This window comes from Bacteroidales bacterium (assembly GCA_029210725.1).
In the GTDB taxonomy this organism is placed as follows: Bacteria; Bacteroidota; Bacteroidia; order Bacteroidales.
In genome coordinates this window covers 133,351-147,027 of sequence record JARGFM010000006.1, presented here as the reverse complement: position 1 = coordinate 147,027, position 13,677 = coordinate 133,351, and the positions used below count along the sequence as shown (strand labels likewise).

General features: G+C 46.0%; 11 protein-coding genes and 1 tRNA gene. 5 read left to right on the top strand and 7 right to left on the bottom strand.

All coding sequences use genetic code 11. The features are described from left to right. The 4 genes from P1P86_05265 to P1P86_05250 form a co-directional block, all read left to right on the top strand. Positions 1 to 303, top strand: a 303-nt coding sequence (locus tag P1P86_05265) for a TrkA C-terminal domain-containing protein (protein ID MDF1574582.1), incomplete at its 5' end; no start/stop codon positions are given. 130 nt (positions 304 to 433) lie between these two features. Next, positions 434 to 1,438, top strand: coding sequence for a type IV toxin-antitoxin system AbiEi family antitoxin (locus P1P86_05260; protein ID MDF1574581.1), 1,005 nt, complete (start codon positions 434 to 436; stop codon positions 1,436 to 1,438). Positions 1,439 to 1,535: 97 nt separating this feature from the next. Then, positions 1,536 to 2,273: a nucleotidyl transferase AbiEii/AbiGii toxin family protein gene (locus P1P86_05255; GenBank protein ID MDF1574580.1), complete on the top strand. Its 738-nt coding sequence runs from the start codon at positions 1,536 to 1,538 to the stop codon at positions 2,271 to 2,273. A 297-nt stretch (positions 2,274 to 2,570) separates the two neighbouring features. After that, positions 2,571 to 3,812, top strand: a complete 1,242-nt coding sequence (locus tag P1P86_05250) for an ATP-binding protein (GenBank protein ID MDF1574579.1) — start codon at positions 2,571 to 2,573, stop codon at positions 3,810 to 3,812. Between the two features lie 96 nt (positions 3,813 to 3,908). On the opposite strand, the gene P1P86_05245 is transcribed toward P1P86_05250, so the two are convergent. Then, positions 3,909 to 3,980, bottom strand: a tRNA-Glu gene (locus tag P1P86_05245). Between the two features lie 135 nt (positions 3,981 to 4,115). Here P1P86_05245 and P1P86_05240 point away from each other — a divergent pair. Continuing rightward, the gene (locus tag P1P86_05240) at positions 4,116 to 4,877 is read left to right on the top strand and encodes an MBL fold metallo-hydrolase (GenBank protein MDF1574578.1); all 762 of its coding nucleotides are present in this window, start codon (positions 4,116 to 4,118) and stop codon (positions 4,875 to 4,877) included. Here the strand turns inward: P1P86_05240 and scpA are convergent. The 6 genes from scpA to P1P86_05210 form a co-directional block, all read right to left on the bottom strand. Continuing rightward, positions 4,874 to 7,003, bottom strand: a complete 2,130-nt coding sequence (gene scpA / locus P1P86_05235; protein MDF1574577.1) for a methylmalonyl-CoA mutase — start codon at positions 7,001 to 7,003, stop codon at positions 4,874 to 4,876. The genes P1P86_05240 and scpA overlap by 4 nt on opposite strands. Before the next feature lie 29 nt (positions 7,004 to 7,032). Next, entirely contained in the window at positions 7,033 to 8,877 is a 1,845-nt protein-coding gene (locus P1P86_05230) for a methylmalonyl-CoA mutase family protein (protein MDF1574576.1), read from the bottom strand. 83 nt (positions 8,878 to 8,960) lie between these two features. Beyond that, positions 8,961 to 10,352 carry a class II fumarate hydratase gene (fumC, locus tag P1P86_05225; GenBank protein ID MDF1574575.1) on the bottom strand — a complete coding sequence of 464 codons (1,392 nt, stop codon included), beginning with the start codon at positions 10,350 to 10,352 and terminating at the stop codon, positions 8,961 to 8,963. Between the two features lie 83 nt (positions 10,353 to 10,435). Further along, positions 10,436 to 10,909: a hypothetical protein gene (locus tag P1P86_05220; GenBank protein ID MDF1574574.1), complete on the bottom strand. Its 474-nt coding sequence runs from the start codon at positions 10,907 to 10,909 to the stop codon at positions 10,436 to 10,438. Between the two features lie 48 nt (positions 10,910 to 10,957). Then, positions 10,958 to 11,296, bottom strand: a complete 339-nt coding sequence (locus P1P86_05215; GenBank protein MDF1574573.1) for an arsenate reductase family protein — start codon at positions 11,294 to 11,296, stop codon at positions 10,958 to 10,960. A 2-nt stretch (positions 11,297 to 11,298) separates the two neighbouring features. Next, positions 11,299 to 13,632 carry a hypothetical protein gene (locus P1P86_05210; GenBank protein ID MDF1574572.1) on the bottom strand — a complete coding sequence of 778 codons (2,334 nt, stop codon included), beginning with the start codon at positions 13,630 to 13,632 and terminating at the stop codon, positions 11,299 to 11,301. Positions 13,633 to 13,677 lie beyond the last annotated feature (45 nt).

Genomic DNA, 13,677 nt, shown 5'->3' with positions numbered 1-13,677 from the left:
TTAACTACGGAAGGTCTGATAGATACGTTTGAACTCTCAGCGGATTACAGCATAGTCAAGATTACTGTTCCGGAAAGGTATGATGGAAAGATTCTAAGCGAGTCAAATATCCGTTCTGAGTTTGATATCACAGTTCTGGCTATTATTTCCCGGGAGATTGATAAAAGCTTCCTGGGAATTAAGATCAAGACAAATCAAATTAAAAATATTGCAAAAGCAGACAGCCATTTACGAAAAGATGACATTATGGTCATATTTGGAAAGATCCGGGATATTGAACGTTTCCTGGAGAAGGGCAACTAGAGTTACCAGATGGGTATCTTTCATTTTCATCACCTCTTGAAAATCAAAAGGCAATCATCCATTAATGTACCGAATATTTGTAGTCATAATACTTGCTTTTTGATTTAATGATCAACAAAAGTACATGATCATGAAAGACAGATATGTATATGATGCTGTAAATAATTTCGGCCAGTTATCAGGCATTCAAAATGAGGTGTCAATTGAAAGATTGAAAGATGATTATCAGCTTACAATCAGACAAGTTGATTACAGGGTTGCAGCCTGGAAAGAGATAAGAGTTTCCAGTAAAGGGATTGTGTTGCAACAGGTAAAAGAACTTGAAAAACGAATAGATCAGCCAATAATAATTATTTCTAATTATATAGCCCTGGAAGTAGCTGATGAGCTCAGACAAAACGGAATCAACTATTTGGATGGATCAGGAAATACCTATGTTAGAAATGCAGAACTTCTGGTATTTATTTCAGGTCAAAAGATATATAACCCTTTATTGACAAAGCAGGCGAGAGCATTCAGGGAGTCGGGAATAAAACTAATATTTTTATTGTTGTGTAATCCTGATATTATCCATTTACCTAACAGGCGATTATCAGAATTATCGGGAATTTCAGTTGGTTCCGTAAGCAATATTTTAACTGAGTTAGAAAGTCTGAATTTTGTGCTGAAGGCTGGAGGCGGGAGACATTTAAAGAACCTCAGATTGCTGCTTGACAGATGGATTATCTCATATTTTGATGTACTGCGACCTCGCCTGGCTATTAAAAGGATGGATTTTGAGTTTGCCGGTGATTATATTAACTGGCAGGATCTACCTATACAGAATTCAAAGGGTAGAGTTCTTTGGGGAGGAGAGACTGCTGCAGCACTAAAAACCATGAATCTAAATCCTAAAAACTTCACATTATATACAGACCAGAATTGGAAGGAATTTGCAAGAGACCTTAGGCTGATTCTAAATGAATCCGGCAATTTGGAGATACTGGAAATATTCTGGGATGAGAGTAATATGGGTACACTGCCAGGAGTGGTTCCGGAACTATTAATTTACGCTGATCTAGTAGGTAGTGGAGTCGAACGAAATATTCAAATCGCAAATGAGATATTAGCAAATGACTTACAATATATCAAGTGATAAGTTTCAACATCCACTTCTGAAATCCTTACTAGACTTTTTATCAGACTAATTCCAGAGTGAAGATCTTAGTTTCTATGTTATTTGAGCTACAGCGATGAATATTATTATGGCTTTGCACGGAAAGAGAAGCGGTAGAGCTACCCTGGATCTTGATATTGCAATTGCATTGTCATCATGGAAAAGGTTTGAAGAAGTTCGGGTAAAACTTTTACAGCATCCGGATATTCAGAAGGATCATAATCAGGTACAACGCTTTCTATACAAGCAGATACTTAGATTCGATATTGTTCCATTTGGAAAGATTAAGCAGAAAGATGATAAAGTTTATTGGCCCCCGGATGAAACAGTTGCAATGTCCGTTCTGGGTTTTGAAGAGACGAAGGAAGACACCCTTGTTGTGAAAATAGATAAGGAATTTGAAATTGAGGTTGTTTCATTGCGGGGAATATTTCTCCTTAAATTAATGGCATGGAGGGATCGAAATCAATTGCATAACAGGGATGCAGATGACATAGCCTTTATCATTGAGAATTACCTTGCAATAAACCAGGAACGAGCTGCAAAAGATCACTACGAAGAGATTTATTTAAACTCTGATTTTAATTTCAAGTCAGCAGGATCCAGGCTGCTGGGAATGGATGTTTCAGGGTTAATTCCTCAAATATCAAATGTTTATCGTAAAATCGAGGAGTTGATGGATATAGAAATCTCCAGTGCAGAAGAAAGCAGACTGATAAATCAGATTCTGGAAACAAATAATAGCTTTTCTTATGAGGAGGCTTTAGCGAGTTTGAAAGGTTTTAGAGCAGGGTTAAGTGGTGCCAGGGAATAGTATATCTCCAATTATATGCAAAAAATCCTGCAAATCAATGACTTGCAGGGCTTAAGCGCAGTCCGTAGGGGAGCTGTGTTTTTAAGTCTAAAAGACAGATAATCTGCAACTTGCTTATTTTGAGAGAACTTGGTAGTTGTTAATTGGTTCGTAATAATGGTTGTGAATTCGAAATGAATGTCTTTTTGTGCATGTTTTTTAAAGAGAGGCTGGATTATAATACGACCGTCTATTCGTAATAGAAAGTATATAATAAAAGTTGCTAATTCGAATAGAAACAATTAAATTTACATTGTTATGAATAAGCAAATATTGAAAGAAGTATTATTAGATCAGAGAACTTTAAGTCTCAAACCAGATGATGTTTTGCGTCATCAGTCATTTGTAGATGATAGTGAAGTTGTCGTAATATCCGGAGTTCGACGATGTGGAAAGTCAACATTGTTACAGGAAATCAGATCAAAACAGAACGAATCGGATTATTTTTTCAATTTTGATGATGAACGGGTATTGAAATTCACAGTTAGCGATTTTCAAATTATTACAGAATTATTCATTGAGCTTTTTGGTACGCAGAACACCTACTATTTTGACGAAATACAAAATATTGAAGGGTGGGAACGTTACATAAGGCGACTCAGGGATTATGGCAGTAAGGTTTTTGTAACTGGTTCGAATGCATCGATGTTAAGCCGGGAATTAGGGACTCACTTAACGGGGAGGTATGTGAGAAGAGAATTATTCCCTTTTTCTTTCAAAGAATTTCTAAGACTTAGAAATATAGATTATCCGGAAATAGGATTATTGTCAACAAATGAAAAGGCCTTATTAAAGGGACAGTTCAATTCATACTTTGAATTGGGAGGATTTCCGGACTATTTAAAGTCAGGTAATAGGGAATATCTAAAGTCGCTCTATGAAAGTGTGTTGTATAGGGATGTAATGGTTCGAAATAATCTTACAAATGAAAAGGAATTGTTGGAACTGGTTTATTATATCTCCAGCAATGTCGGTAAACTCATGTCTTATAATAGTCTGGCAAAGGTGGTTGGAGTAAAAAATGCAAGCACAATAAGCAATTATATTGCGTTTCTACAAGATAGTTATTTGATTTTTATGGTTAATAAATATGATGTGTCCCTGAAGAAACAAATGCAAAATGCAAAAAAGGGATACCTTATAGATTTAGGTTTGCTTCGAATGCTTGCTTTTCATCATACAGAGGACAAGGGTCGTTTGTTGGAAAATCTGGTTTTCCTTGACCTTAAAAGGAAAGGGAAAGAGATTTATTACCATAATCAAAAAAAGGAATGTGATTTTGTGATTAAGGAAAAATCAAAAATAGTAGAAGCGATACAAGTTTCATGGAGTATTGAAGTTGAATCAACTTACAATAGGGAAATTGCCGGACTCCTGGATGCTGCAAATACTTATGGCTTAAAAGAAGGTTTAATACTTACCGAATCAATGGAACGAGATTTTGAAGTGGAGGGTGTAAGAATCAGAATAAAACCAGTGTGGAAGTGGATGCTGGAATAAAGTACTTCTTAAAAACATGAAATGTTATAGAATTCGTTTCCAATCGCAAGGAGCAATAAAAAACCCTGCAAATCAATGACTTGCAGGGCTTAAGCGCAGTCCGTAGGGGAATCGAACCCCTGTTACCAGGATGAAAACCTGGCGTCCTAACCCCTAGACGAACGGACCGTATTATTCATGAACAACGATAATAATTTATCGGAGTGCAAAAATAGAATCAAATTTCTTTATTACAAAGAAAATAATGGAAATATTTTTTTTCATGTTTTGAAAGGGGCCTTCAGTTTCCTAATTTTATAAACTATGAAATGCAGGACCATACCTTGTGGCTATTTAAATGTGAAGGCTGTGGAGATGATCAAACCCCTTGGTTTAGAGCGGATTTCTCTTCAATATGAAGTGGATAAGAATAAATATATGAGGCTTTCTATGAATGCCTTATTGGTCGAGAAGGGAGGGCGAAAAGTGCTATTTGATCCGGGTGCTGCCGGGTTTTTGCCACTGAGAATTCAAAGGGAGTACGGGCTGGAGATCCCGGTTCCATTGGAGGAGCTTTTATCCGGAGAGGGTCTGGAACCGGGGCAGATCACCGATGTTGTTTTTACACATCTGCATTTTGATCATGCCAGCGGAGGGTTTAAGCGTGTTCAGGGGAATATTGTGAAGCGCTTTCCCCATGCCCGTTATCATGTCTTGAAAGAACACTATGACTATGCCTTGAATCCGGATCCCATGGAGGCAGATTCTTTTTGCACCGAACTGCTGAAGTACCTCGACAGGATTCACTGGCTGGAGGAGTGGGATCTCGACGGGATCGAATTCATGGTATTTAACGGGCACACCCGGGGTATGGCTGTGCCGGTCATTGGTTCAGGGAAGGAGAGAACTTGTTTTGTCTCGGATTTGATCCCCATGGCTGTTTTTCTCGAAAACGAAGTGTGGTGCGGATATGATCTGGAACCCACCCTGCAACTCGCGGAGAAGCAGGAGTTTCTTCAGGAACAGGTCCATGGATTAAGCTTATTTTTATATCATGAAACGTTGGAAAAGAAGCTAATAGGCTAATGAGTTTCCAGTAATACTTTCAGGATCTCTTTTCCTGCTTCAGAAACTTTTGTACCGGGACCAAAAATGGCAATAACTCCCGATTGGTACAGAAAATCATAATCCTGAGCGGGGATCACGCCACCGGCAATGACCATGATATCTTCCCTTCCAAGTTTCTTAAGTTCATGAATTACCTGTGGAATCAATGTTTTGTGTCCCGCGGCCAGGGATGAGACCCCCAGGATATGTACGTCGTTTTCCACGGCCTGCTTGGCAGCTTCGCCCGGGGTCTGGAAGAGCGGGCCGATATCCACGTCAAAGCCCATATCTGCGTATCCGGTACTGACCACCTTGGCACCGCGGTCGTGTCCGTCCTGTCCCATTTTGGCAATCATTATACGGGGTTGGCGCCCCTCCCTGGAGGCAAATTCCCGGGCCAGGGTGCAGGCCTCCCGGAATGCCGGGTCTTCTCCTGATTCAGACGAGTAAATTCCTGAAATGGAGCGGATCACCGCTTTGTAACGTCCCGAAACCGCCTCAATGGCCGAAGAGATCTCACCCAGGGTAGCACGGCTTTTAGCTGCTTCAATGGATAGTTCAAGCAAGTTACCTCTACCGCTTTTTGCACAGTCAGATATGGCCTTAAGGGAATCCTGCACTTTTGTATTATCCCGTTCACTTTTTAGTATATGGAGGCGTTCAAGTTGAGAGAGGCGGACTGCGGAATTGTCCACCTCAAGGATGTCCATGGGTTCTTCCTTTTCGAGGCGGTAGCGGTTCACTCCAACGATGATATCCTTACCACTGTCAATTCTGGCCTGTTTTATGGCGGCAGCTTCTTCGATACGCATTTTAGGAATGCCTGTCTCAATAGCGGCTGCCATTCCACCCAGATCTTCGATCTCCTCGATGTGCTGCCAGGCTCTCCGGGCTATCTCATGGGTAAGGCTCTCCACATAGTAGGACCCGGCCCATGGATCCAGAGAACGGCATATTTCGGTCTCTTCCTGCAAATGAAGCTGGGTATTTCTTGCAATCCTGGCGGAGAAATCCGTAGGCAGGGCAATGGCCTCATCCAGTGCATTGGTGTGAAGCGATTGGGTATGCCCCAGTGCCGCGGCCATGGCTTCAATGGAAGTCCTTGCAACGTTATTAAAGGGGTCCTGCTCAGTCAGGCTCCAGCCCGAAGTCTGGGAGTGGGTCCGCAGAGCCATGGATTTCGGGTTTTTCGGATTGAACTGTTTTACCAGTTTGGCCCATAACATCCTGGCAGCTCTCATTTTGGCGATTTCCATAAAATGGTTCATGCCAATGGCCCAGAAAAAGGAGAGCCTGGGAGAGAATGAATCAATATCAATACCTGCCTTTACCCCGGTACGCAGGTATTCCAGTCCGTCAGCCAGAGTATAGGCCAGCTCGATATCGGCAGTGGCGCCAGCCTCCTGCATGTGGTAGCCGGAGATACTGATGCTGTTGAACCTGGGCATCTTCCTGGAGGTGTATTCAAAAATATCCGCGATTATTCTCATGGACATCTCCGGCGGATAGATATAGGTATTGCGCACCATAAATTCTTTGAGAATATCGTTCTGGATGGTACCGGTTAGCTCTTCCAGGGAAGCCCCCTGTTCCAGTCCCGCCACTATATAGAAAGCCATGACCGGAAGTACGGCCCCGTTCATGGTCATGGAGACCGACATCTGATTGAGCGGGATCTGATCGAAAAGAACTTTCATATCCAGAATGGAATCAATGGCCACTCCGGCTTTCCCTACATCACCCTCCACGCGTTCGTGATCGGAATCATATCCGCGGTGTGTGGCCAGGTCGAAGGCCACAGAAAGTCCTTTTTGCCCTGCAGCCAGGTTACGGCGGTAAAAAGCATTGGACTCTTCCGCGGTGGAAAAACCTGCGTATTGCCGGATGGTCCAGGGGCGCATGGCATACATGGCAGAATAGGGTCCCCGTAAAAATGGAGGCAAACCCGCTGCATAATGGAGGTGCTCCATGTGAGCCAGGTCCTCTTTACTATATACCGGTTTAATGGAGATATGCTCAGGGGTTTCCCACAGACCGGAGCCTGGCTCCTTAGGCGTGGGTACCTTGAAATCGCGAAAATTTATCTGCTTGAAATCTGGTCTCATATCAGTATAAGGTCTCGAAGGTCATTGGTTTAAAGAAGTGCCTTGTTAAAGTTTATCAGGGTCTGGAGCACGTTGCTGTCCCGGTGGATAAAATGCTCAATCCCGGCTTTTTTCAATTCATCGATGTGGTCGGCAGGATAACCTGCTATCACTACCATGGAGAGGCCGGAAAGCGTTTGCTGAACAGCGGGGGCGGTCTCTGCATATACATCGTTCGAGCTGCATAGAACCACAATACTGAAATCTCCGCCTGAAGCGTATGTGATGCCCTCTTCCAGATTTTTGAACGGGCTGGGGTCCACAATTTCGTAACCTGCACATGCAAAGAAGTTTCCGGCAAAAGTGGCTCTGGCAGTCATCCAGCCCGGATTCCCGTATTTGAGCAGCAGTACCCGGGGCCTTTTAGCGCTGTGTTCTGTTTCTAAACGAAGCTGTTCAAATGGCCAGGAGAGCCGGAAGGGTTGAAGTGCCCGGAGGGTCGAAGCGGCAGTATCAGAAATGTCTTTTTTGCTGGAGGCAATCTTTTGGTGAAGATTTAATTCATGGAAATTGGGGTAGGCATTGGTCCCCAGAATTCTTCCCTTTCCTGAGGAGGCCCTGTCCGTTTTTTTCTTGCGTGAAGACTCCACCTTTTCCTGAATCCACCCGGCTTCGAAGGCCAGGCGGAACCCTCCCCGGGACTCCACTTCGCAGAACAGGTCCCAGGCTTTTTCTGCAAGCGAATCGGTCAGGCTTTCCAAATAATAGGAGCCTGAAGCCGGGTCGGCTACCCGGTCAAAGTATGCTTCTTCCCGAAGAATGATTTGTACATTCCTGGCTAAACGGTCGGAAAATTCACTGCCTTTCCCATTGGGATAATCATAAGGCAGCACATTCACCAGGTCAGCTCCCCCGAGAATGGAGGACATGGCCTCGGCAGTACCTCGAAGCATATTTACGTGAGGGTCATAAAGGGTCATGTTCCATTGCGAGGAGACGGAATGAATACGTATGCGTGCCCGGGAAGTCGCTACTCCGTATGCCTCTGCGATTTTTGCCCATAAAATCCGGGCTGCTCTTAGCTTGGCAATCTCCATGAAGTAATTGGGGCCGGAAGCGAGATACAGCAGGAGGGCTTCCTGAACCGTTAAAGGATCGATTCCTTTTTCGGTCAGAATCGCCATATAGTCACTCGCCATTGCCAAAGAAAAGGCCAGTTCTTCTACCAGGTCGGTGCTCGCGTTTTGAATCAGCGATCCATGTACCTCGATGACCTTCATTCCGGGGGAGGTCTCTTTTACCCGCTTCACCAGCTTTACCAGGTTTTCAAAACTTGCAACGGGAATCCCGGTTTCTGCCATTTTCCCCAGGGGATCTGCACCCAGGCATCCTTTTAATTCTGAAGCTTTGACTCCTTTATGAGTTGCCAGTTTGCAAAGTGCCGTATAGAGGGCGTCGGCGCTCAGGCAACCGCCAAAATGAAGTTCAGTTTCGTGAAGGGAGATTCCGTCGAACAGCTCCTGGAGTGTGTTAACATCGGCCATCCGGATCTCCCCCAGTTGCAGGCGAACAGCCTGAACACCTCCTTTCAGGGCTGCTTTGATTCTTTCGTTGGTTTCCCGGAGTTTTTTTCCCGGACTAAGCTGCTGGCATATGAGCCACCCGTTGGCTGCCTCCGATGGATATTTCAGCTTTCCAATTCCCTCCAGGTAATCCAGATCTTTGATATCCTCCTGCCTGTAAAAGGGATTGACAGGAATACCTTCATCACTATTCCATACCAGGCTTTTCTGGTAATCTGCCCCCTTCAGATCGGCCTTGATCTTCTCTTTCCACAGGGTGGTGGTGATTTCCGGAAATTCAGTATACAGCTTTTTATTCCCCTCTTCTTTCATGATAGGTAAAGTTGAAGCATAAAGTAACTACTTTACGCAGACCCTAACAATGCTTTTTGTCATGATTATGCCGCGCTTACCCGCTACAGCAATCCGGTCATCCTGGAGGGATCGACCCATTCGTCGAACTCCTCTTCCGTGAGGTATTTCAGAGCCAGGGCAGCCGCCTTCAGTGTAGTGCCTTCTTTGTGTGCTTTTTTTGCAATTTCAGCCGCTTTCTCATAGCCGATATGGGGATTGAGGGCAGTGACCAGCATCAGAGAATTATTCAGGTTTTCTTCTATTCTGGCATGGTTTGGCTCAATTCCAAGAGCGCAGTTTTCGTTGAAGGAGCTACAGGCATCTCCAAGGAGTCGTGCCGATTCCAGGAAATTGGCGATCATCATCGGTTTGAATACGTTGAGTTCAAAATGGCCATTGCTTCCTCCGATGTTGATGGCCACATCATTTCCCATCACCTGGGCACAGACCATGGTAAGCGCTTCTGCCTGAGTGGGATTTACTTTACCCGGCATAATGGAAGAGCCCGGTTCGTTGGCAGGAATAATGATTTCCCCGATGCCGCAGCGCGGACCTGAAGCCAGCATGCGGATGTCGTTGCCTATTTTCATCAGACTGACGGCCAGAGTCTTCAGAGCACCATGGGTTTCCACAATGGCATCATGGGCTGCCAGACCTTCGAACTTATTGGAACCGGTAATAAAGGGCAGATCGGTAAAGCGGGCGATGTTCCTGGCTACCAGGGTCGCATACCCTTCCGGTGTATTGATCCCGGTTCCGACTGCGGTCCCGCCCAGGGCCAGTTCGGTCAGGTGATCTAGGCTGTTGATCAGCGCCTTCAAACCGTGATCGAGTTGGGATACATATCCGGAAAACTCCTGGCCCAGTGTGAGAGGAGTGGCATCCATCCAGTGCGTGCGGCCGATCTTTACCACGTTCATACAGGCATCTGATTTTTCCTTGAGGGTGTCCCTCAGATCCTTTACCCCGGGGATGGTAATTTCGGTAAGCACTTTGTATGCCGCGATATGCATGGCGGTAGGGAAGGTGTCATTGGACGACTGAGACTTATTTACATCGTCATTGGGATGTATCAGCCGCTTGCCTTCTCCAAGTGTATTTCCCTGAATCACGTGGGCCCGGTTGGCCACCACCTCATTCACATTCATGTTGGATTGGGTTCCGGATCCGGTCTGCCAGACCACCAGAGGGAACTGATCGTCCAGCTGCCCCTCAATAATCTCATCACAAACCTCCATGATCTGGTAAGCCTTCTCTTCCGAAAGCACCCCAAGTTCCAGGTTGGTGGCTGCTGCTGCTTTTTTTAGGTAACCGAAGGCCTGGACAATTTCTTTGGGCATCCTGCCATCGCCTATTTTGAAATTCTCTTTTGATCGTTGGGTTTGTGCGCCCCAATACTTGTCGGCAGGCACTTTCACCTCGCCCATGGTATCCTTTTCAATCCTGGTTTTCATGATGAGTCTGTTTAAAGTTTAAATATACTCAATCAGAATTGAGAAAAAGCAGGAAAATCAGATGTTCTTTGAAAGAAATTGAATCAGGAATCGGCCTTGGCCAGAAGAACGGTGATGTAGTTGTTCCTTTCGGTATCGGATTCTACTCCCACGCCGCACTGTGTAACATCTTCCAGCAGGACAGCTTCCCCATCCGTTAATTGAAGCAACTCAAGCAGGATTTCATCCTCATCGCCTGATGCAGTCTTAAGTACCAGTTCATGGAGGTTGTAAAAACTGTATTTTTCGAGCAGGGCATCCCAGTGCTCATCCAGTCCGCCGGTATTTAGCTCCACCACCCCATTGGCCATTTTATAGGAATATATCTGTGCCTCACCCACAACAAAATACTGGTGAACAAAGGGGCCATCTTCCCCTTCACTGATCCGGAAGTCCCGGATGGCTTCATAAATCAGGTTCTCAATGTTCTTGATCTGGATATAGGGTCCGTCGTCCTTCTTACACGAGAAGAGGAACAGGGGGAGGATCAGGAAAAGGACCAGAGGAAGCTTTTTCATGTTCTTCACTTTATACCATACATACGCAAAGTGAAGATAAAAGGTTGCTCAGAGCTGATCGATGTTTTCAGGGGGATCGCCCACCACTGCTTTGTACTTCCCCTCCACAATGGGCCGGTGAATCAGCTTTGGATTTTCGACCATCACTTTGATCCATTCTTCGTCATTCAGGTTCAGGCCTTTCAACTCCTTTTTATAGACCTCTTCCCGGGTTCTGACCAGCTCAAAGGGTTTGATGTGAAGTTTCATGACCAGGGCTGTCAGTTCCTCTTCCGATAGGGGATCTTTCAGGTATTCACGTATCTGAATATCCAGCTTTTTAATCAGGGCATATTGCAAAGCTGCCCGGCTCTTTTTGCAGCGGGGATTGTGATAAATGGTGTACATGCTTATGGTTCTTTATTATCTTTTTTTTCCTGGTTAACCGGGTTGGCATCCAAAACAAACATACCCCGGCCATGGGTGGCAGCTAAAATCATGTTTTCGCGTGGATGAATGGCCAGATCATGTACATAAGTGCAGGGAAGATTGCCCAGTACTTCCCAGCTCTTTCCCTTATCTTTTGAAACATAGACTCCCACATCGGTTCCCAGGTACAGGATATCTTCCTTTTCCGGATCTTCCCGGATCACATTGACCGGTCCGGCCGGAACATTGGAAGAAATGTCTTCCCAGGTGTTGCCAAAATCGGAAGAGCGCCAGATGTAAACGGCAGCATCATCATCCCTGCGTCCGGTCTGGGTGAGGTAAACGGTGCCGAAATTGTACTGCGAGGCCACGATCCTCGAGATCCATTTGACTGGCAGGGGCTCCTTGCGGATATCTTCCCAGGTTTTTCCTCCGTCTCTGGTTCTCCAGAGTCTGCCATCGTCAGTACCGGCATAAAGAAGTTTAGAGTTAAAGGTCGACTCCTCCAGTGCGGTGATGGTCTGGTAGCTGATATCTCCCTGTTTTTCCGGATCGTTATAGGTGAGATCAGGGCTGATCTGTTCCCAGGTTCCACCTTTATCCGTGGACTTCAACACATGCTGAACCCCGTGATAGACGATATCCGGATTGTGATTGGAAAGCAGGGTGGGAGCCATCCACTGTCCCCTGAATTCAGGCTCCTCCGGGAAGGTTGAGGGCAAGACCCATTCCATATCATCGGGATAGCCATCCACGGTGGCTTTGGCCAGTTTCCCGTAAAAAAGAGACGCATATATGGAGTTGTTGTCTCTTGGATCCACCACATGGGTACTTCCCTCGGCTCCCAGGGTATATTCCCATTCGGAAGGAGGTATGTGATCCCTTCCCCGGGAAAGATCCACTTCGCTGTAGAAGCTATGATGGTCCTGGACAGAACCAAACACCCGGAAGGGATTACTGTGATCAAATTCCACATTATAGAATTGCGCCAGCGGGAGCTCTTTGATCAGGTTCCGCCAGTTTTCGCCCTTGTCATAAGAGACACTGATACCCCCATCGTGGGCGGCAAGGATATAGTTGGAGTTACCGGGATCGATCCACATACCGTGCTGATCGGCATGAATCTTCCCCCTGATGGGGTCAAAGGTGGCCCCTCCGTCGCTGGAGATATTGATCCACAGCCCAAGGGTATAGATCCGGTTCTCGTCATTGGGGTCCACGCGCATCTGACCGAAAACCCAGCCATAAGTGCCTGAATGCCCCGACATATATTTCTTTGTTTCTTCGGTAAGGCCGCTCACCTGTCTCCAGTTTTCACCGGCATCGTCGGACCGGTAGAGGGTGGCTCCCTTGATCACATCCGCACGGGGCCGTCCATAGGAATCCAGTTCTCCCTCTTCGGCCTTGAAAGCGATCTCATAATCATCCACAAAGGCATATACCACATCCGGATTGGAGCGTGCCACATCAATTCCGGTGCGACCCATGTGTCTGGATTCAGGAAGGCCCCGGGTGAGCTGCTTCCAGTTCGAGCCGCCATTGGTGGTCTTCCATACCCCGTTGTTCTTGTAACTTTCGTAGGTACGCGGATCGTTCCACTTCAAACGGGTACGCTGCCAGGTGGTTGCATAGAGAACCTCCGGATCGCGGGGATCCATCAGCAGGTCGCTGATCCCGCTTTCAGGGCCTTTGTAGAATATCTTCTTCCAGTTTTCTCCTCCGTCGGTGGTCTTATAAAGTCCACGCTCCTTGTTTTCTGTCCACTCGTGTCCCGAAGCTGCCACATAGACGATATCCGGGTTTTCCGGGTGGACCAGGATCCGGGAAATGGTAAAAGTCTCCTCGAGGCCCATATGTGCCCAGGTCTCGCCCCCGTCTGTAGTTTTCCAGATCCCGCAACCGGGATTGGACGATCTGAAAATGTTTGCTTCGCCGGTCCCTGCCCATACGATTTCCGGATTGGAGGGTGAAATCGCCAGATCGCCGATGGTGGAAGTGCCCTGCTGCTCAAATACAGCTTCAAATGTAACCCCCTCATTGGTGCTTTTCCACACCCCGCCGGAGGCTGTGGCTACCCAGATGGTATAGTTTTGCCCCTTGGGTCCTATGGCTTCCACGTCAGTGCAACGACCACTAATATTGGTGGGTCCGATAAATTGCCAGTGCAAATCCCCGTATGAAGAGGAGCTTCGCATCTCTTCATGGCTTTGGTACATGCTGAGTTTCTCCCGGCCGCTGAGTACGGGTGCTTTTACCTGGGCCATGAGGGTGATTCCTCCTGTCAGAAGAAAGGTGATAAGGAAATATCTTTTCATGGATTCATGGATGGGTTTAAGAGCTAATTTAGTTAAGTTTTTGTT

Bases quoted from the DNA above. Each gene is read 5' to 3' on its own strand.
- P1P86_05255 (MDF1574580.1), top strand. From the start codon at position 1,536: ATGAATATTATTATGGCTTTGCACGGAAAGAGAAGCGGTAGAGCTACC.
- P1P86_05210 (MDF1574572.1), bottom strand. From the start codon at position 13,632: ATGAAAAGATATTTCCTTATCACCTTTCTTCTGACAGGAGGAATCACC.
- fumC (MDF1574575.1), bottom strand. From the start codon at position 10,352: ATGAAAACCAGGATTGAAAAGGATACCATGGGCGAGGTGAAAGTGCCT.
- P1P86_05230 (MDF1574576.1), bottom strand. From the start codon at position 8,877: ATGAAAGAAGAGGGGAATAAAAAGCTGTATACTGAATTTCCGGAAATC.
- P1P86_05250 (MDF1574579.1), top strand. From the start codon at position 2,571: ATGAATAAGCAAATATTGAAAGAAGTATTATTAGATCAGAGAACTTTA.
- P1P86_05260 (MDF1574581.1), top strand. From the start codon at position 434: ATGAAAGACAGATATGTATATGATGCTGTAAATAATTTCGGCCAGTTA.
- scpA (MDF1574577.1), bottom strand. From the start codon at position 7,003: ATGAGACCAGATTTCAAGCAGATAAATTTTCGCGATTTCAAGGTACCC.
- P1P86_05215 (MDF1574573.1), bottom strand. From the start codon at position 11,296: ATGTACACCATTTATCACAATCCCCGCTGCAAAAAGAGCCGGGCAGCT.
- P1P86_05220 (MDF1574574.1), bottom strand. From the start codon at position 10,909: ATGAAAAAGCTTCCTCTGGTCCTTTTCCTGATCCTCCCCCTGTTCCTC.
- P1P86_05240 (MDF1574578.1), top strand. From the start codon at position 4,116: ATGAAATGCAGGACCATACCTTGTGGCTATTTAAATGTGAAGGCTGTG.